Origin of the sequence: Sphaerochaeta sp., assembly GCA_022482495.1 — a bacterium.
Taxonomy (GTDB): Bacteria; Spirochaetota; Spirochaetia; order Sphaerochaetales; family Sphaerochaetaceae; genus RUG023.
Genome location: JAKVPA010000001.1, coordinates 424,627 through 443,372, shown reverse-complemented (window position 1 = coordinate 443,372; position 18,746 = coordinate 424,627). Strand labels below are relative to the sequence as shown.

General features: G+C 57.4%; 16 protein-coding genes and 1 tRNA gene. 9 read left to right on the top strand and 8 right to left on the bottom strand.

Features of this window, described 5'->3' with window-relative positions:
* Positions 1-2 precede the first annotated feature (2 nt).
* The 5 genes from LKE28_02225 (at position 3) to LKE28_02205 (ending at position 5,467) form a co-directional block, all read left to right on the top strand.
* Positions 3-740 (top strand): hypothetical protein, encoded by a 738-nt coding sequence (locus LKE28_02225; protein ID MCH3907080.1) that lies wholly within the window; start codon positions 3-5, stop codon positions 738-740.
* A gap of 162 nt (positions 741-902) precedes the next feature.
* Positions 903-2,204, top strand: a complete 1,302-nt coding sequence (locus LKE28_02220) for a hypothetical protein (GenBank protein MCH3907079.1) — start codon at positions 903-905, stop codon at positions 2,202-2,204.
* The gene (locus LKE28_02215; GenBank protein MCH3907078.1) at positions 2,146-2,970 is read left to right on the top strand and encodes a hypothetical protein; all 825 of its coding nucleotides are present in this window, start codon (positions 2,146-2,148) and stop codon (positions 2,968-2,970) included. The genes LKE28_02220 and LKE28_02215 overlap by 59 nt, the downstream gene beginning before the upstream one ends.
* Positions 2,958-4,337, top strand: coding sequence for a response regulator (locus LKE28_02210; protein MCH3907077.1), 1,380 nt, complete (start codon positions 2,958-2,960; stop codon positions 4,335-4,337). The genes LKE28_02215 and LKE28_02210 overlap by 13 nt, the downstream gene beginning before the upstream one ends.
* On the top strand, positions 4,334-5,467 hold the full coding sequence (locus tag LKE28_02205; protein MCH3907076.1) for a GGDEF domain-containing protein: 1,134 nt from the start codon (positions 4,334-4,336) through the stop codon (positions 5,465-5,467). Before LKE28_02210 ends, LKE28_02205 begins: the two co-directional genes overlap by 4 nt.
* Positions 5,468-5,585: 118 nt before the next feature.
* On the opposite strand, the gene LKE28_02200 is transcribed toward LKE28_02205, so the two are convergent.
* Together LKE28_02200 and LKE28_02195 are read right to left on the bottom strand one after the other, a co-directional pair.
* A complete protein-coding gene (locus LKE28_02200) occupies positions 5,586-6,890 on the bottom strand; it encodes an ISL3 family transposase (protein ID MCH3907075.1) in 1,305 nt (434 codons plus the stop codon).
* 139 nt (positions 6,891-7,029) lie between these two features.
* Positions 7,030-7,114, bottom strand: a tRNA-Leu gene (locus LKE28_02195).
* Between the two features lie 337 nt (positions 7,115-7,451).
* On the opposite strand from LKE28_02195, the gene LKE28_02190 reads away from it, so the two are divergent.
* Positions 7,452-9,176, top strand: coding sequence for a patatin-like phospholipase family protein (locus LKE28_02190; protein MCH3907074.1), 1,725 nt, complete (start codon positions 7,452-7,454; stop codon positions 9,174-9,176).
* A complete protein-coding gene (locus tag LKE28_02185; GenBank protein ID MCH3907073.1) occupies positions 9,161-9,370 on the top strand; it encodes a hypothetical protein in 210 nt (69 codons plus the stop codon). Before LKE28_02190 ends, LKE28_02185 begins: the two co-directional genes overlap by 16 nt.
* Here LKE28_02185 and LKE28_02180 read toward each other — a convergent pair whose 3' ends face one another.
* Together LKE28_02180 and LKE28_02175 are read right to left on the bottom strand one after the other, a co-directional pair.
* Entirely contained in the window at positions 9,371-10,432 is a 1,062-nt protein-coding gene (locus LKE28_02180; GenBank protein ID MCH3907072.1) for a pilus assembly protein PilF, read from the bottom strand.
* Between the two features lies 1 nt (position 10,433).
* Positions 10,434-11,483, bottom strand: a complete 1,050-nt coding sequence (locus tag LKE28_02175; GenBank protein ID MCH3907071.1) for a hypothetical protein — start codon at positions 11,481-11,483, stop codon at positions 10,434-10,436.
* A gap of 67 nt (positions 11,484-11,550) precedes the next feature.
* On the opposite strand from LKE28_02175, the gene LKE28_02170 reads away from it, so the two are divergent.
* On the top strand, positions 11,551-12,105 hold the full coding sequence (locus LKE28_02170; GenBank protein MCH3907070.1) for an epoxyqueuosine reductase QueH: 555 nt from the start codon (positions 11,551-11,553) through the stop codon (positions 12,103-12,105).
* Here LKE28_02170 and LKE28_02165 read toward each other — a convergent pair.
* The 3 genes from LKE28_02165 to LKE28_02155 are packed head-to-tail and all read right to left on the bottom strand — an operon-like array spanning position 12,072 to position 16,108.
* Positions 12,072-13,964, bottom strand: coding sequence for an ABC transporter ATP-binding protein/permease (locus tag LKE28_02165; protein MCH3907069.1), 1,893 nt, complete (start codon positions 13,962-13,964; stop codon positions 12,072-12,074). The two genes, LKE28_02170 and LKE28_02165, sit on opposite strands and share 34 nt — an antisense overlap.
* Positions 13,957-15,687, bottom strand: a complete 1,731-nt coding sequence (locus tag LKE28_02160) for an ABC transporter ATP-binding protein/permease (protein ID MCH3907068.1) — start codon at positions 15,685-15,687, stop codon at positions 13,957-13,959. The genes LKE28_02165 and LKE28_02160 overlap by 8 nt, the downstream gene beginning before the upstream one ends.
* A complete protein-coding gene (locus LKE28_02155) occupies positions 15,656-16,108 on the bottom strand; it encodes a MarR family winged helix-turn-helix transcriptional regulator (protein MCH3907067.1) in 453 nt (150 codons plus the stop codon). Before LKE28_02155 ends, LKE28_02160 begins: the two co-directional genes overlap by 32 nt.
* Positions 16,109-16,226: 118 nt before the next feature.
* Between LKE28_02155 and cls the strand changes: the two genes are divergently transcribed.
* A complete protein-coding gene (cls, locus tag LKE28_02150) occupies positions 16,227-17,762 on the top strand; it encodes a cardiolipin synthase (GenBank protein MCH3907066.1) in 1,536 nt (511 codons plus the stop codon).
* Here cls and LKE28_02145 read toward each other — a convergent pair.
* Complete coding sequence (locus LKE28_02145) at positions 17,754-18,713, bottom strand: aldo/keto reductase (GenBank protein ID MCH3907065.1); 960 nt, start codon at positions 18,711-18,713, stop codon at positions 17,754-17,756. The genes cls and LKE28_02145 overlap by 9 nt on opposite strands.
* Positions 18,714-18,746: the final 33 nt, after the last annotated feature.

Genomic DNA, 18,746 nt, shown 5'->3' with positions numbered 1-18,746 from the left:
CGGTGGTCGGCACCCTCGGTACGGACTGCCACACCAAAACGCTGCGCGACCTGTTCGCCACCGCAATGGCGCTCCGCCACCAGGGGGTGCACGCCTGGTGCCTGACCGGTTCCTATGAGTATCCGTCGCCGACGTTGACCGGTTCGGTCTCCGATGACCTGATCTTCATCGACCCGGTGATCGGCTGCAAGATTGCCATCAGTGACCAACGGTGCAGTTGCCCCGACCAGGCAGAGCTGACCCGGCTTGCCAGCCAGTGCCGCCTGGGAGGCTTGATCGGAGGCAAGGTAGGGGAGCTCCACCTGCATGTCGGAGCCGACCCCAACGGCATCGAAGTGCTGATGCGCATCATTCATGACTCGCCCATCCCGGCAAGCCAGTTCCATCCGACCCACATGGGCCGTCACCTGGAGCAGGCGCTGGCGTGGATCGGGAAGGGTGGCTACGCCGACATCACCACGGGAACCAACGCGGCCGCCCATCTGGCCGACCTTGCCGGAAGGTTGGATGAGACGGCATGGAACCTGGTGACGATGTCCAGCGATTCCAACGGCTCAATGCCCAAGTGGAACGACAAGAAGGAGATCATCGGGATGGACCGCGGCCGGATGACGGCGCTCCTGTCGACGATCCGCTCGCTGGTGGATGATTTCGGCTTCACCTGGGAGAAAGCGCTTCTGCCCTGTACGAAGAGCGTGGCCAAGGCGCTTCGGCTTCGACGGGATGATCGGCTCCCTTGAACCGGGAAAGAGCGCCGATTTGGTGGTGTTGGAAAATTGGAAGCCCAAAACCGTGCTCTGCCAAGGGGAATTTCTTGCCAGGAATGGAGAAATTACCCGAAAAGGGATGTTTGAGGAGTAAGAGTCATGTACGGAGGAAGTGGTTCATGGTACCATGCCGGTATGCGGCAGACGCATGCATCACGTTATCGAATCCTCGTGTTCCTGCTTGTGGTGGGATGCTTTCTTCCGGTCGCATTCGCTTCTTCGCTCCCCCGCGTGCTGTTTCTCAGTTCGTATGCGTATGATTGGGATGCTTCGAGACTTCAGATGCAGGGGTTTGAGGAGTCGGTTCGCTCCAATGCCGATGTCAAATGGGTGTTCATGGACGCCAAGCAGCTGTCTCCTGAAGAATCCGAACAGCAGACGATCCGGATCCTGCAGGGGGAGCAATTCGATCTGGTGGTCACTTCGGACGACGAAGCCTTGGATTTCGCCTTGGCTCATCAGAACGATCTGTTCTCCGCTTCCCCCATTGTGTTCGGAGGAGTCAATACGCTCCAGAAGGCGGAAAGCGCGTTCCAGCTGGGAAACGCCACCGGGATCGTACAGACATTTCCCATCGCCGAGACGGTCCGTCTGGCATCCCAGCTGTATCCACGGGCCCAGCGTGTACTGGCCATCAGTGACGAATCCCCCACCGGGCAAGGTGCCAGCGCATTGTTCCGTTCGTTAGGCGATCAGTTTCCTTCCCTACGGTTCGAAGTCCTGGATGGATCAGAAATGGATAAGGAAGCGTTTGTGGCTTCTCTGGGGAATCTCACAGATGAGACGATCCTGTTGTTCCTCCATTACAGCCAGGACAAAAACGGGAACCGGTATACGTTGCATCAGGCCGCGACGATGATCAGCGAAGCGGCCAATGTGCCGGTGTTCCGCATTGATGAGTGCACCGTCGGTGACGGGAGTTTTGGTGGCGCTGTCCTGTCGTTTACCGAAATGGGGCGTATGACGGGCCGTATGGCCCTTCGTGTGCTTGGCGGAGAAGCCCCGTCTTCCATCCCCATCCAGACGATGCCGTACACCTACCTGTTCGATGAGGGGCAGATGCGGCGTTTTGGCATCCATCGGTTCTGGCTTCCCAAAAACAGCATGCTGGTCAACCGTCCCGTCCTGTTGGTGGCCCGGTACCGGACGGTGGTGTACCTGCTCTGTGGTGTGGTGGGGATTATCCTTGTGGTGATCGCCGTCATGGTGGTGTTGCGCCGCAGGCATCTGGAAAACATGCGCAGACTGAAGGAAAGCCAGCAGATTCTGGAAATGGCCGTCAAACAGACTTCCATGTACATCGCCGAGCTGGATGTCCCCCACCATATCCTGCACGTGGGGGAGAACATGCGCCGTTCATTGGGTTTGCCCGACACCGTTGAAGCATTTCCGGAATCGTTGCTGGAGACGGGGAATCCTCCTGCCCACCTATCATGATTCGCTTCGTGATGGCGTGCGCAGCATCGAAAACGGCATGCCTGCCGTCTACATGGACGTAGCGTTCGCACCGACCAATGACCGGCCGGAATCCTGGTATCGGATGATGCTCCAGACGATTTCCGAGGTGGACGGAAAACCGGACCGTGCCATTTTGATCGCCACGGACCATACGGAACAGCAGAAACAGGTCGAGTTGTTTGAACGGGAACAGAACCATCCGACGTTGTTCAATGAAAAGGCTTTGTTCCTGTTGCAGGCGGACCTGACGGAGAACAAAGTGTTGGCACGACGCTTCTTCCTGTTTCCCGATCCCCATGAAAAGGAGATTGACCAGTATGACGCCTTCATCCAGAAAGCTGATGCGTTCATCTTTCAGGATGACCATCAGGCGTTCCTGGATACGTTGTCCCGTTCCCGTCTGATCCATGCGTTCGCCGCCGGGGATCATCGGCTGAGCGTCACCTTTCGCTGCCGGTTCGCCGAAGGGGACTACCGGTGGGCCAAGGCGGTGCTTTCTCTTGTAGTGCATCCCTATTCCAAGCATCTGTTGCTGTTCTGTTCCGTCTACGATGTCAATGACGATGTGGATTCCCAGCTGTTGTTCCGGAGCGTGACGCTGGACACCTACAAGAATCTGTACATCATCGACGCCCACACCGGAGGGACGCGACGGCTGGTGCGGAACGGCAACCGCCAATCGCTTGTGGTGGTGGAAAAATCGAGGATGTCGCCGGTGGCGTCGATGAACCGATGGACTCGGTGAAACAGAAACTGGCGTTGGATGTGATCAACAAGGAACTGGATGCCAACGGGCGGTACCTCGTTTCCTTCCTGACCAAACAACACGGCAGGGTGCGTCTGACGTTCTCCTATCTGGATGAATCCCATCTGAAGATCTGCTGTCTGGACCAGGATGTCACGGAAATCGTCCAGAAGGAAGCGGAGCAGCAACAACGGCTTCAGGCCGCGTTGGATGCCGCGCAGAAGGCCAGCGCGACGAAGAGCGAGTTCCTCTCCCGGATGAGCCACGAGATGCGCACGCCGATCAGCGCCATTTTGGGGCTCACCCAACTGGGCATCGAGGAAACGCATGACCGGGAGTCTCGGGATGCGTTCCGCAAGATCCATGAGTCCTGCACCTACCTGCTTGGGTTGATCAACGACGTGCTGGATATGTCCCGTATCGAGGCTGCCAAAGTGGAATTGCACCCCCAGCTCCTGACAATGAGCCATTTCTTGGAATCGTTGGATGCCATCATCCAGCCTCAGTGTCAGGCAAAGGGTGTGTTGTTCACCACGGTGGTGGAAGGCAACGTCGCTACGGAAATCCATGTGGATGACCTGCGCTTCATCCAGATTTTCGTCAACGTGCTTGGCAATGCGGTGAAGTTCACCCCTTCCGGTGGTTCCGTTACGTTGGAACTCAGTTGCAGAGACAGGGGGAATCCTTCTGGTTGGCTGGATTGCGCGGTGCGTGATACGGGGTGCGGCATGACGGCGGAATTTCTGAAGAAAGCGTTCGAACCGTTCACTCAGGAACGGATCGGGGAGAATCGATCCATCCCTGGCACCGGACTGGGGCTTGCCATCGTAAAGTATCTGGTGACATTGATGGGCGGTTCGGTCAGGCTGGAAAGCGAACTGGATAAGGGAACGACGGTGTTCCTTTCCTTCCCGATGACTTGGGTGGATGATTATGACGTTCCCGTACGATCCAAAGAGATGGATTATTCCATGCTGAAGGGCAAGCGGGTGTTGCTTGCCGAGGATCATCCGCTGAACGCGGAGATCGCCGCCCGGCTTTTGGAAAAGGCGGGGATGGTGGTGGAGCAAGCCCACGATGGAGCGGAAGCGGTGCGGATGTTCCGGGAAGGGGAGCATGGCAGATACAATGCCATCCTGATGGATATGCACATGCCGGTGATGGATGGTATCAAGGCGGCGAAAGAGATACGCTCCCTATCCCGTCCAGATGCCTCCGTCCCCATCATCGCCGTCACGGCGGAAGACTCCCCCCAGGAACGAGAGCGTTGCATGCATGCCGGGATGAACGGGTATCTTTCCAAGCCGTTTGACCAACAGACGTTGTATGTCGAGCTTTGTTCCTTGCTCCAAGGGAGGTCGGCATGAAATTGTTTCTTTCCCAGGTCCGTTCTTCTTTCCACAAACGGAAGATCTATTTCGCTCAATCCCATGAGGATATCACCCAACACAACCTCGCGCTCCTCCAGTTCCTGGCGTTCATCCTGTTCATTCTCATCGGGGCGTTCTTTCTGGTCACTCCGTTGTTCATGACGGGCTGGAGGGTCAGCGGGGTATACTGGGCTTTTTTTGCCATCTCCGGGGTGATGTTGCTCGCCACCCGGCTGTTCGGATCCGCATTGGAGGACCATCCCAAGGCGGTGACGGCAAGTTGCATTCTCTTTGAGTTGATCGTCATGATCAGCTGCATGGTGGTCGACATCTTTCCCTATCCGCAAGGCATCTCCGTGTTCATGGCCCCGTTGTTCGTCATCGCTCCGGCGATGTTCATCTTTCCCCTGTATCTGCATATCCCCATGCTTTCCGCGCCGTACCTGCTGTATATCGTTCTGGATGCATCGGTCAAGCCGGTATGGAATGTCAGCATTGACCGATTCTCCGCGCTGTTCGGCCTTGCCTGCGGAATCCTTGTCGCTGTGATCATCACCGACTCCCGCGCCGAGGAGGGCATCGCCAAGGAACAGTACCGCAGAATGTCCTCATTGGATCAATTGACCGGCTTGTATAACCGTGCGGCGATCGTGCAGCAGATGAGCAAGGCGTTTGATGTACCGACGGACAAGCCGCAACGGGTATTTGTGTTGATCGATCTGGATAACTTCAAGAAGGTCAATGACCAGCTTGGCCACCAGATGGGGGATTTCGTGTTATCCCGCACCGGCATGGTGCTGCGCAGTTGCTTCGCCGACAAGGATTTCATCGGGCGTTCCGGTGGGGATGAGTTCATGATCTTGGTGGATCGTCCCCTTAGCCGGGATGATCTGGTGGTGTTGCTTGATACCGTTGAGGCACGGGTCATCGGCATCCTGACGGAACAGGAAGAACATGTTTCCTGCAGTATCGGCGCGGTGATCTGGGATGGCGTCTCTTCGTATCCCGAGATGTTCCGCTATGCCGATGAATCATTGTACGAGGCGAAGCGGAGGGGACGGAGTTGCGTCGTCATCGAAGAAGCGGCATCCTTCCGGCAGGAGGAACATCAGCAGACGTTGCTGTAAGGGGAGAGGCAACATACAGGAAGAGAGCGTACGCACCTTCTTTCGTCGAACTAACGGGCGCATACCATGTGCATGATTCTCTCTTTCTCAGGCCTTTCGCTGTTTATAGTGGGTAGCTCTACATGATTGGCTGCAGGGGGAGAGACAATTCTCCACAGACGAAGTAGATCATGTTCATGAAGTTCCTCATGTTCCTGAAGCCTCTCGCACGGCTCTTGATGATGCTTGTCTTCGAGTTGAACCCCTCCAGGATTGCATTGGTCCTCAGGGTCTGGAAGTAGTTAAGAATCTCCACCGCATTCCTTGTCAGGCACTGTGCAAACTTGCGGATTTCCATGACCGCCGAGTTGGCGAATCTGATGGCCAGCCGCTCAAAGTCAGACACCATGTCCTCGTCATAGGCCTTGTGGGTCTCATAGAAATCCTGCAGCTCAAGACGGCAGCTGTAGGCCTGGACCGTATCCAGATATTCGACCTGGAGCAGTTGGCCGAGCCGCTCCCGCTGCCTGTCGGTGAGGTTGTCGGGGTTCTTCAGCCAGATGTACCGCGTCTTTTTCAGGTCCTTTGTCTTTGCGGCGTTCTTGCTGCGCATTTCCCGTTTCCTGGTATTGTCCACCGCATCCGAACAATTCTTGACCACATGGAACTTGTCCACGGTGACGACGGCCTCGGGAAAGCTCTCCCCCAGGGCGCTGCGGTAGCCGTGGATCATGTCGCTGGTGGCAACCTTCACCTGCCCGGGTTTTCCGTCCTTCTCCTTGAAACGCTCAAGAAAACGTTTCACGGCATCCTTGTCTTTTCCTTCCGTCACAAAGAGTACCCTCGCTTTCCCCGCCTGCCTGCACCTTCCGGCCTCATCGGTGGCGACATCGGGATGGGAAAGAAAGACCGTTATGTAGTTGTGGCCCTTGTGGCTGTACTCATCCACCCCTATCGCACTGACATCCGAGAAGTCCTGGTCCTTGAGGGCCTCCTCCACATGGTAGTCGATCAGGCGCCACAGCTTGGTGTCGTGCTCCCCGATCTCCCGGGCAACCGTCCTGACCGGCATGTGCTTCACCAGGGTGAGTATCACCCCCTCCATCATCAAGGTGAAGCCGCTGCCGCTTCTTGCCCAGGGCACCGAAACGGTCCTCACCTTGCCGTCGGGCGTGATGATTCTGGGGACTTTTGCGGTGATGTAGCAACGGTACTGGAAGAAATTGAGATGCCTCCAGGTTCTTTCTCGGGTATCGTGGACCTTGCAGCTCTGGTCGAATCCTGGATACTGGAAACTCGACCCTTCCTTAAAATCGATCCGTATGTGGAGTTCCAACAGCGTTGGCTGCTTCTCGGACGGAACCATCTCCAGTGAAGTGATGCGCCAAGGTTCCTCAAGGCCCAATCCGAGGCTGAAAAGTTTCTGAATATGCGGGTCGATCATCTGCTTTGCTCCTTGCTCTAAACATAGCAGAACACCTTCTATTTATGAATACTCGATTGATTCCTACCCACCATAAACAGCGAATAACCCTTTCTCAAAGAAAAACCCCTTATACCAAAACGAATAAGGGGTTGAAAAGTACCGGCATCCAGAATTGAACTGGAACGGCTTACTCAGCCATCAGATTTTGAGTCTGACGTGTCTACCAATTACACCATGCCGGCGTGACAAGGTGGTATGTTATCAAATCCCCAAAGAAAAATCAACCAAAAGAACGGAACTCTTTGTGAGATGAAAATTGGTGATGGAATCTTTCGTGTTTTCTTGTTTTCCTGTAGAATGAGACCCATACGGGAGGAATGTGCATGAAAGCTCGCGGACGCTGCATAGGAGTGATGGTGGTGCTCGCGCTGGCGACGTCGGGGTTCGCCGAGGATGGCGTGACGCAGGACCAGACAAAGCCGGTGGAAACCACCTCGGTCGCGGTGGAGCCAACGTCATCTGAGAATTCCTCCACGCAAAGCCCGGATGACCTGCTCCTCTCCGGTGATCCGCTGGCCTATGGGGACGAAGCTGTTCCGCCAACGGATTTTGCAGCGGACCGGAGGCAAGCGTCCCGCCATCGGCCTGGTGCTCTCCGGTGGCTCCGCCCGCGCCATGGCCCACATCGGCGTGCTGAAATACCTGGAAGAGCAGGGGATTGTTCCGGACTACATCGTCTCCAACTCGATGGGGTCCATCGTCGGACTGCTCTACGCAGCCGGCATGAGCCCCGGCCAGATCGAGCGTTGCATCAGCACGATGGATCTGTCCAAGGTGATCAGCTTCACGTTGCCGTTGGAAGGAGGGCTCCTGAAAGCGGATTCCCTGGCCTCTTATGCCGTCAGTCTGCTCAATGGCTCCAATACCAAGAGCCTCCGGCTGGAGGATCTGAGCATCCCCATCATCGTGGTGCAGGAGGATTTGGTGACCAAACGGCAGATTCTGGTCAGCGAAGGGGACTTCGCCACCATCCTTCGCGCATCCTTTGCCATCCCGGTCTACTTTCCATCGGTGGAATACCATGGGCATCTGTTGATCGATGGCGGCATCACCAACCTGGCGCCGATCAACGTCGCCTACCAGTATTCGGATGATGTGATCGTCTCCACCACGTTCAATACCCGGAACGACCTGAATCTTCGCAATCCCCTCACCGCGGTGAACACCATGCTGGACATCCAGAAACGGAGAACCGGTGTCAACGAAATCATCGCCCACCCGGAAATGATCTGGATCCGCTGCGACGTGGAGAAAGTTTCGTTCATGGACTTCGCCAATCTGGATGCCATCGCACAGAAAGGGTACGAGGCGGCAAAAGCACAGCAGGAGGCGCTGTCCAAGCTTCCCTCCTCTCTGGGGGTCGTCTCGTTGAAAGAACGGCGTGATGACCTGGAGAAATCCATTGACCAGGGTATCGCCAACTTCAGCCTGTACAACCATGTGCGCCAGACGAAACTGAGCAATACGTTCAGTTTCGAGTTCTCGTCGTACCTGACCGATGACGCGAGCTATCTGAAGGACTCCGGTGCATTAGGACTGGCATACCAGCTGAAATGGGGGAATTTCGCCTTCTATGCTTTGGGCGCCAGCTCATTGACCACCTACCGCGACCAGGCGTTCAGCGCCTCCCCGATGATCGCCACCGCCGTCACCTACCATGCGTGGAACCATACCCGCCTTACGTTCCTGTTGGACACCAACCTTGACCAGGGAACGGCCGTTCCGTCGGTATACCTCCGGGCGAACGTGGAAAGCAGATACCATCTGTTGGGTGACCACCTGATCCTCCGAGGCATCGGAAGCGCCGAGTTGCTCCGAAGCGAGGTGGAGGAGAAAACGTTTGTCGGGACGACGATGATGGCCAATGCCGGGGTGTTGTCGACGTATCAGGATCAAAAGGGGAACGGAGAGTGGAATTTCAGCGGGAGTTCTCTTGACGTGTTCGTCCAGGGATTTGGCAATACTGATTCTTTCCGGCCGTTTTTTGCCGTCCGCAGTTCGTTGCAGCTTGCCCATCGTCCCTCCAGTGTCTTCCTGAATCTTGCATCTACATTCCGGTTCGCGCTGGATGGGGAGGGGAATGTCCCGTTGTTCGCCAAGGATGGATTCCGGACCAACAGCCTGGAGATCCGACGGGAAGGGCACGGAGCTCCCTCGAATCCATCCAATGTGCTGGTGGCCTGCAAACGTGACGTTGGGATGGAAGCCCACGTGGGTTCAAGCCGACGGTGGCCGAAGCGGTGATCCTGAAGGATACTTCCATCGCCGGATACTTCGATTTCCTGTGGATCAACGAAGCGTACTTTTCCACCGGCATCCAGATGACGATCAACCCGTCGTTCCTCGGCCTGAAAGATTTCCCGCTGACGATGTTCTGCGGCTATGAGAACGCCACCGGAGGAATCGTCTGGGGCTTCTGGCTTTCCTCCGCCTTGTAATCACTCCAGCCCGTGCCGCTTCAGGTACTCCTCGTCATCGGAGGAAAGGTCGGTGTCGGGAAGCCGGTCATCGGTATCCCTCTGGACTTCCTCTTCTTCTTGCTGGGGAAGCGGGGCGAAGCCGTCCAGCACGTCGGCCTCTGTCGGGGGATATCCTTGGGGGATGGCCGGCATCTTTCCAATGGCAACCTGGGCGACGGCGCCATCCACCGCTTTGGCGGTGGCCAGCCGTGTGGAGGGATTGGAGAGCAAGGCGACCAGCCGCTCGACGAAATCTTTTTTGATGCCGCTTGTCTGGGTGTAACGGGCATCCTTTGCCTTCTGGAGCCAAGAAATCGCTTCGGCGCACAGCCCATAGTGCAGTTTGATCTGCGCCATGTGGACGTACGGCTCAGGGAAGCGGGGGTTCAGATTGAACAACACATCGTAGAGGGCCGTCGCCTCTTCCCAGGCACCGGTGAGCATCAGATACCACGCGTGGTTGTCCTGGATTCCCAAGGAACCGTGTTCCCGATCGGAAGACTCCTCAAGAAGCTGTTTTGCTGTCTTCAGATCTCCCTTCTCAAGCACGTAGGTCTCGTAGTTGATGAACAGGTTCTTGTCCCGATACCCGCTCTGGTACACCTGGGCCACTTCGTTGATGGCGCCGTCCAGATCCCCATCCAGCCAGGAGGTCATGGAACGCATGATCTTGGCCACATTGACCATTCCCTGGTGTTCCTTCTCGTTCTTGCCGGCCGGGGCGGTGATCACCGCATCAAGGATCGCTTTTCCTTTCCTCCAATCGCCCTTCTGGATGTACAGGCTGGCTGAGGTGACGCGCATCTGCTCAGGAAGCCCCATGGCCAGCGCCTTTTCCAGCTTGTCCCAGTCTTTCTGCTCGGGGACGACGGCTTGGGCGATGTGTCTGCTTGCCGACAGGTACAGGAACGTCTTGCGTTTCAGAAGCAGCATGACCAGAAACACGACGATGATCAGAGCGATCTTCGCCACCAAGGGAAGGGGGGATATCCCGATGGCGACCATCGCCGCCGGGAACACCCAGATGTACGTTCCGTTCATTTCAGACATCCTCCAGATGATGGGCTTTCAGATACGCCTCATCCGCGTCGGTGATCTCCGTATTGGGCATCCGATCCGTTTTGACCTTTTCCCCCAGCTTCTTTTCCTTCAGGGCGAAGCCTTCCAGGACATCGTCACGGGATGGCGGGCAGGGGCGTGGCCACGGCTTGGGGAGAGAACCGCGGGAGACGGCATCGGTGTCGGCGTCGATGGCCCTGGCCGTGGCGATGCGTGTCGTCGGATCCTGAAGCTGGTCAAGCAATGTCTGTACGTCTTCCCGCTTCAAAAGACAGGTATGGTTGAAGGAGGCCCGAAGCGCCAGGGAAAGCGCGAGGATGGCGTTCTTCACTTCTCCGTAGTGGATGTAGCACTGCGCCGCGTGCAGCATGCCGGGGGCCATCACGACGTTCTGTTTCATCAGATTGTCATACAGGAGATACGCGTCCGACCAGTTCCGCTCGGCGATCAACAGCCTGCCGTACGCCTCCTGGAGGGTGACGCCGTTCTCCATGGAGTATCCACTCTTCTCATAGGTTTCACGTGCCTGGGCGTTCATACCCAGATCCAACTGCATCGTCATCAGGTCGACGATCAACGTCGGACTCTTGTAGCCGCTCGCCTGAAGCGCCTGGAACTGGGAAAGCGCTTCGTTGGTGTCTCCCTGGACGTAGACGACCAATGCCCGGAGCATGGTGGCCATCACCCGTGTGCCGTCTGTTGCGCCCCGTTTGGTGTGGGCGAAGAAATCTTCCAGCAGTTCCTTGCCGCGGGTGATGTTCCCAAACTGGATGTACAGGCTGGCGATGGATACCACGCCGTCGTCACTCAAGCCGCTCCGGATGGACCGTTCGTACCATTTCCAGGCGGCATTGGGCCGCCTGCCATTGGCCAGTTTGTTGGCGTGCAGGTAGAAGAAGATGTTGCGGCGGATGAACGCAAAGACGGCAAGAACCGCCAACAGCAGGACCAGACGGATGTTCTTGGGGATGGGGAGGAACGTGACTCCCACCACGATGACGATGAAGATGATGAAGCTGCGGTATTTTTTCATATCAGTACGATGGTACGTGAAAGGAGGGGAGATTGCAACTCTTTTGTGGGAAAGATACGATACAGGCATGCACGCGGAAAACGAAATTCTGGTCCATGCCTGCTGCGGCCCCTGCAGCACCGCTTCCCTGGAGCGGCTCCTTCGGGATGGGTGGAAGCCGACGGTCTTTTACTCCAACAGCAACATGTACCCACCCCAGGAGTTTGAAAAACGATGGGAAAACCTCGTGGTCGTCGGGGAGCACTACCACGTGCCGGTGATCCGCGAGGAGCAGGATCACGCGGCATGGCGCGCGTTCGTCAAAGGTCTGGAAGGGGAGAAGGAAGGCGGCGCGCGGTGCCTGAAATGCTGGGAGTACAACCTGAGCCGCACCGCGTTGAAGGCCAAGGAACTGGGCTTCACCCATTTCTGCACCACATTGACCGTCTCCCGATACAAGAACAGCCTGGCCATTTTCCGCGTCGGGTCGGCGTTCCCTGGCTTTGAGGCCATCGACTTCAAGAAACAGAACGGATTCGCCGAAAGCTGCCGCCTGTCCAAGGAACTGGGACTGTACCGCCAGCAGTACTGCGGCTGCGAATTCTCCCTTCAGGAAAGCTCCGTCGCGCCGGTGTACAACTGATAGTACACTCCCTTCTTGGCGATGAGCTCGTCGTGGGTTCCCCGTTCGATGATCGTCCCATGATCCAGCACCAGGATCAACTGGCTGTTCTGCACGGTGGAGAGCCGGTGGGCGATGACGAACACCGTCCTGCCTTCCATCAGGCGGTCCATCCCTTGCTGGACCAGCGTCTCCGTGTGGGTGTCGATCGAACTGGTCGCTTCATCCAGGATCATCACCGGAGGGTCGGCCACCGCAGCACGGGCGATGGACAACAGCTGGCGCTGTCCCTGGGACAGCTCCTCGCCGTCTCCGGTGAGCATCGTCTCATACCCGTTGGGGTGCATCATGATGAACGAATCGGCGTTGGCCAGCTTGGCCGCCGCGCGGATCTCCTCGTCGGTGGCGTCCGGCTTTCCGAAGCGGATGTTGTCACGGATCGTTCCGGTGAACAGATGGGTGTCCTGCAGCACCATGCCCAGTGACCTGCGGAGGTCATCCTTGCGGATCTTGGTGATGTTGATGCCGTCGAACCGTATCTTCCCCTGCTGGATGTCATAGAAACGGTTCAGCAGGTTGGTGATCGTCGTCTTGCCTGCTCCGGTGGCTCCGACGAACGCTATCTTCTGTCCCGGCTTGGCGGTCAGGCTGATGTGGTGCAGCACGATCTTCTCCGGGGTATACCCGAAATCCACATCCTCCATCTCGATCTCTCCGGCAAGCGGCCGGTAGGTGGTCGGGGAACCATCCTTGTGGGGATGCTTCCACGCCCACTTGCCGGTGGGTGTGGCACTCTCACGGATCGTGCCATCGGCGTCATAGGTGACGTTGACCAACCGCACGTATCCGTCATCCGACTCGGACGGCTCGTCCAGGAGCTGGAACACCCGCTCGGCGCCGGCAAGCGCCATCAAAATGGAGTTCATCTGCTGGGCCATCTGGCCGATCGGGTTGGAGAACGTACGGGTCATCTGGAGGAACGAGGCGAGGGAACCGACCGTCAAGCCTCCCACGCCGGAGATGGTCATCATGGCGCCGACCAGCGTGACCACCACGTACTGCAGGTTTCCGATGTTGTTCATGATCGGGCCCATCACGTTGCCGTAGGCATTGGCCTTGGTGCTGGACTGGCGGAGGTTTTCATTCAGTTGGTCAAACTGCTGTTTGCTCAGCTGTTCATGGTTGAACACCTTCACCACCTTCACGCCGCCGACCATCTCTTCCACATATCCGTTGACGGCGGCCAGATTGGTCTGCTGCACCTTGAAGTTGGCGCCGCTCTTCTTGCCGATTTTCTGGGTGGAGAGTAGCATCAGGCCGATGAACAACAATACGACGACGGTGAGCATCCAGGAAAGCCGGATCATGGCGACGAACACCATGACGACAGTCAGCAGCGAGCTCATCACCTGGACGATGCTCTGGCTGATCATCTGCTGCAGCGTGTCGGTGTCGTTGGTGAACCTGCTCATGATCTCCCCATGGGAGTGGGTGTCAAAGTAGGAGATAGGCAGGCTCTCCATGTGGGCGAACATATCGCGACGGATGTCACGAAGCGTGTCGTTGGCCACGTAGACCATCAGGCGCTGGGTCAGATAGGAAGCCGCCGCGCCGAAGGCCAGGATCACGCCGATTTGGATCATCGCCTTGGCCAGGCCGGAGAAATCCCGGCTGGAGCCTTGGACCATCGGGACGATGTACCCATCCACCAGCGTCTTGAGGAACAACGTCGCCTCCACCATGGCGAGCGACGAGACGACGATGGTCAGCAACACCAGGACGAACGTCACCTTGTGGGTGCCGAACACCAGACGGAACAACCGTTTTCCCGTCTTCTTGGGATCTTTGGCCTTCGGGCCGAATTTCATGGGTCTAGGCATTGGCGGCCACCTTGTTCTGCGTCCGGTACAGCGACGCGTACAGCGCGTTGCGACCCAACAGCTCCATATGGGTGCCGCTGTCGGCGATCGTCCCGTTGTCCAGAATGAAGATCCGGTCGGCGTTCTCCACCGACGCGATCCGTTGGGAGATGACGATCTTGGTCGTCTCGGGGGCGTACGCCGCCAAGGCTTCCCGTATTTTCTGGTCCGTTTTGGTATCCACCGCGCTGGTGGAGTCGTCGAAGACCACCACCTTGGGTTTCTTCAGGATGGCCCGCGCGATGCACAGGCGTTGTTTCTGACCTCCGGAGAAGTTGGATCCTCCCTGTTCCACGTGGGCGTTGTACCCATCGGGAAGCTGTTCGATGAACTCGCTTGCCTGGGCGATGCGGCACGCCTGGATGACCTCTTCGTCCGTTGCTTCCTGATTTCCCCAGCGGATGTTGCCGGCCACCGTGCCGCTGAACAACTGGTTCTTCTGCAGCACCATGGAGACGGCGTCGCGAAGGCTGTGCAGTTCATACTCCCGCACATCCGTTTCCCCCACCTTCACGCTGCCGCTTGTCACGTCGTACAGACGGGCCATCAGGCTGACCAGCGTGCTCTTGCCGGAACCGGTATTGCCCAAGATCCCGATGGTCTGGCCGCTTGTGATATGCAGGTTGATGTCATGCAGGCACAGGGCTCCGCCTTTGCCGCCGTAGGAGAAATCGACATGGTCGAAGTCGACCGACCCGTCGGCCACCTGGGTGAGTCCATTGGGATTGGTATCCATGTCCGTCTTGGTCTCCAGCACCTGGGTGATCCGCTGCTCGCTTGCCCGGGAGATGGCCAGCATGACGACGATCATGGAGATCATCATCAGGCTCATCAGAATCTGGATGGTGTAGGAGATGACGCTCATCAGCTCCCCGGTGGTCATCGAGCCGGCGACGATGGAGTGGGCCCCCAGCCAGGAAAGGGCCAAAATGGAGGCATAGGTGGTCCCCATCATCAACGGGCTTGCCAGCGCGGTGAGCTTCTGGCCGATGACGAAGTTGTCGTGGATCTGGTCGTTTGCTTCCTTGAACCGTTCTTCCTCATTGGTCTCCCGTACATACGCCTTGACGGCGCGGATTCCGGTGACATTCTCCTCCACCACCCGGTTGAGGTGATCGTAGGAGGTGAACGCACGGGTGAAGGCGGGGTAGACGCGCCGCATGATCAAAAACATCCCCAGGGCGATCACCGGGATGGCTACGGCGAACACCATGGCAAGGCGACCGCCGTTGCGGATCACCATCAACAAGGCGAAGATGAACATGATCGGAGCCCGGAAACAGATGCGGATCACCATCTGGAACGCGTTCTGCACGTTCTGCACGTCGGTGGTCATACGGGTGATCAGGCTGCTGGTGGAGAATCCGTCGATGTTGTGGAACGAGAAGTCCTGCAACGTATAGAACAGATCGTGGCGGAGATTCTTGGCGAAGCCGCAGCTCGCCCTGCTTGCCGTGATCCCTCCCAGCACGCCGAACAGCAGCGACAACATCGCCGCGCCGATCAGAATGATGCTGATGCGGGAGAGAAAATGCATGTTCCCCTGCATCACCCCTTGGTCGATGACCTCCGCCATCAAGGCGGGGATGGCCACCTCCATCGCCACTTCCCCGATCATCATAATCGGGGTGATGATGGCATCCTTGCGGTATTCACGAACCCGCTTGAGCAGTGTCTTGTTCATGCGTCGTCAATGCTCCTCTCAAACGAACGATCACATCCTGCACCGTACGGTAGTCCTGTTCACCAAGACAGTCGTACAGAGTCTGATCGACTTCATCCATCACCGCTTCGCAGACATGGGCGATTTCCCGCCCTTTGTCCGTCAGCGTCAGGTTGTTTCGTCTCCGGTCCCTTTGGTCTCCGCTGCGGGTGATCAACCCGTTGCGCTCCATCGTGTCCAAGACCCCGCTGGTGGCGGAACGGCTGGTTCCGAACGCCTTGCAGATGTCCCGTTGGCAGACGGTCCCTTGGTGGTGGATGAGGATCCCAAGGATCTTCGCTTCCACCGTATTCAGTCCGTGCTGGGCAAGATGATCGTTGACCGTGCGTTGCACGGCCCGAGCCAGGGAGAAGAGCATGAAACTAAGCGGATGCTGTGTCATGATTGTTCGTTGCCTAACAATATTGAAAAGTAAGGCGATGGGCAAGGGGGCTGAATCTGTTTTTTGTGTGGAGACGGAACGTCTTCCCCCTTATGCATGGACAGGGTATACTCCAGTCATGCGGAAATTGCTGAAGTTCCTCACCGGGCGTCTTTTCTGGTCCACCATTCTGATCGTCGCCCAGGTAGCGCTGCTCTCCTATCTGATCTACTCCCAGGCGGGGAGTGACTATACGGTGGAGCGTGTGTTCCTGGGCATCAGCCTGATCATGACGATGGTGGTGATCTCCCGGGACGAGAACCCCGCCTATAAGATTGGTTGGATTTTGATCTTCATGCTGTTTCCCCTGTACGGCGGTTTTTACTACATCCTGTTCGGCAACAAGAAGTTCACCGGGAAAGTATCCCGCAAATTGAACGCGTTTCTCCGCGGTTACCGCAGAGGTCTGCGGAACGTCCACGCTCCAGACGCCACCCCGATGCAGCAACTGGAGGCAAAGGATCCCGCCCTGTCCCGCAAAGCGAAATACATTTCCGCCATCAGCGGGTTCCCCCTCTGCCAGCGCACCAGGGTGACCTACTATCCCCTGGGGGATGACTGGTATCCCGAAATGCTTGCCACGCTGGAAAGCGCCAAACGGTTCATTCTGATGGAGTTCTTCATTCTGGATCCCGGAGAAGTGTGGGATACCGTGCTGGATATTCTGGTGCGCAAGGTGCGGGAAGGTGTGGATGTCCGTCTGATGTACGACGACGTGGGGACGATCAAATTCGTGCCGAACCACTATGAACGGCAACTCCGCGCCAAAGGGCTGAAGGTGGTGGCGTTCAACCCCCTGAAGCCCCACCTGAACAGCCGGATGAACTCCCGTGACCACCGCAAGGTGCTGGTGGTGGACGGCAACGTCGGGTATACCGGAGGGGTGAACCTGGCCGATGAGTACGTCAACCGGAGGATTTTATACGGACATTGGAAGGATACCGCCGTACGGCTGGAAGGGGAGGCGGTGGGCAACCTGACCTTGATGTTCTTCCAGCTGTGGGGCTATGCCACTGGTGAAGAGCTGGATTTCGCCCCCTTCATGCCCACCGAGTGCCAGGAGAGCGATGGTTTCGTCCAGCCGTTCGGCGACAACCCGTTGGACAACAACAATGTGGCGGAGAACTCCTACCTGTCCATCATCGGCGTGGCGAAAAAATACGTGTGGATCACCACGCCGTACCTGGCGCTGGACAATGAGATGATCACCGCGCTGAAGATTGCCGCCCAGAGCGGCGTGGATGTGCGGATCATTGTTCCTCACATCCCGGACAAGTGGTACGTGTTCGCCGTCACCCGTTCCTACTACCGCCAGTTGATGGCCAGCGGGGTGCGCATCTACGAGTACACTCCCGGCTTCATCCATGCCAAGGCGATCGTCAGTGACGGCAACGTGGCCATCATCGGGACGATCAACATGGATTACCGGACGTTCTACCTGAACTTTGAGAATGGCGTGGCGTTCTACTATTGCTCCATCGTCACCAACGTGGAAGCGGATGTGCGCCGGACGATGGAGCTCTCCCACCAGGTTGGCATGGAGGAGGTGCGCTCCACCTCGACGCTTCGCCGATTGGGCCGCTTCCTCCTTCGCCTGTTCTCCCCGTTAATGTGACAGGTCGGCCATTTCCGCTTCCGTCAACCGGAGATCCGGCTGGGAGAGGGAATCGGCCAGCTGGACGGGATTGGAACACCCCACCAGAGGGATGACCCGGACCGGCTTGCTCAACAGGTAGGCCAGCGTGACGGCCGCGGGGGACGCATCGTATTTCTCACAAAGTTTTTTCACTTTGGGGACCAATGCCAGATTCTCAGGAGAGAGGAACCGCTCCCGTGCCCGTGCTGATATCTTGTCCTCCTGCCCGGAAAGCAGTTTGGAGAAGATGCCTTTCGCCTGGCTGGCGAACCCCAGCACCGGCATGCCGCTCTTCGCATACCACGCCTCTTCCTCCTTGGTCAGAAACTGGATGGTGTCATCGCCCCACCAGGTGGCGTCGCAGTGGGCTAGGCTCGCCTGGATCTCGCTCATGGAGAAGCCCTGCTTTCCATGGGCTTTCGCCCAGTCATTGGCCTTCTGGATCCGTTCGCTTGTCCAGTTGGACGCGCCAAGGAACGTGGCGTACCCTTTGTCGTACACCTCGTCGTTGGCCATGTCGATCAACTCGTCGGCGGGAATCTCCGGCCGGTCACGGTGGTAGAACCACAGGTCGACATGATCCGTCCTCAGCTCCTCAAGGCTTTCCTGGATGTCGGCGGCAAGATTGGTCCGGTCCACCCTGCTGTGGTGGGTGTCTTCCTTCAGCGGATGGCATCCTTTGGTGATCAAAAACACCTTGTCGCGGTTTTTGGTCTCTTCCATCCAGCGGCCAAGAAGCGTTTCACTGGTGGATTTTTCCAGCGGTTTCTCCTGTCCGTAGACACGTGCCGTATCCAGAATGTTGCCGCCCCGCTCCACGTACAGATTCAGGTTGGCGATGGAGTTTTCCGTGGTAACGGTCTCCCCGTAATGGTCACATCCCAGCGCGATGACGGAAAGTTTCCGTCCGTGAAAATCAACGTACTGCATGGCTCCATCATAGCAGATGAGGTCTCGCTTCGC

Excerpts from the sequence above, each read along its gene's own strand:
- LKE28_02220 (MCH3907079.1), top strand. The coding sequence starts at position 903 with ATGCGGCAGACGCATGCATCACGTTATCGAATCCTCGTGTTCCTGCTT.
- LKE28_02210 (MCH3907077.1), top strand. The coding sequence starts at position 2,958 with ATGGACTCGGTGAAACAGAAACTGGCGTTGGATGTGATCAACAAGGAA.
- LKE28_02205 (MCH3907076.1), top strand. The coding sequence starts at position 4,334 with ATGAAATTGTTTCTTTCCCAGGTCCGTTCTTCTTTCCACAAACGGAAG.
- LKE28_02200 (MCH3907075.1), bottom strand. The coding sequence starts at position 6,890 with ATGATCGACCCGCATATTCAGAAACTTTTCAGCCTCGGATTGGGCCTT.
- LKE28_02190 (MCH3907074.1), top strand. The coding sequence starts at position 7,452 with ATGGGGACGAAGCTGTTCCGCCAACGGATTTTGCAGCGGACCGGAGGC.
- LKE28_02180 (MCH3907072.1), bottom strand. The coding sequence starts at position 10,432 with ATGAACGGAACGTACATCTGGGTGTTCCCGGCGGCGATGGTCGCCATC.
- LKE28_02175 (MCH3907071.1), bottom strand. The coding sequence starts at position 11,483 with ATGAAAAAATACCGCAGCTTCATCATCTTCATCGTCATCGTGGTGGGA.
- LKE28_02170 (MCH3907070.1), top strand. The coding sequence starts at position 11,551 with ATGCACGCGGAAAACGAAATTCTGGTCCATGCCTGCTGCGGCCCCTGC.
- LKE28_02165 (MCH3907069.1), bottom strand. The coding sequence starts at position 13,964 with ATGCCTAGACCCATGAAATTCGGCCCGAAGGCCAAAGATCCCAAGAAG.
- LKE28_02160 (MCH3907068.1), bottom strand. The coding sequence starts at position 15,687 with ATGAACAAGACACTGCTCAAGCGGGTTCGTGAATACCGCAAGGATGCC.
- LKE28_02155 (MCH3907067.1), bottom strand. The coding sequence starts at position 16,108 with ATGACACAGCATCCGCTTAGTTTCATGCTCTTCTCCCTGGCTCGGGCC.
- cls (MCH3907066.1), top strand. The coding sequence starts at position 16,227 with ATGCGGAAATTGCTGAAGTTCCTCACCGGGCGTCTTTTCTGGTCCACC.
- LKE28_02145 (MCH3907065.1), bottom strand. The coding sequence starts at position 18,713 with ATGCAGTACGTTGATTTTCACGGACGGAAACTTTCCGTCATCGCGCTG.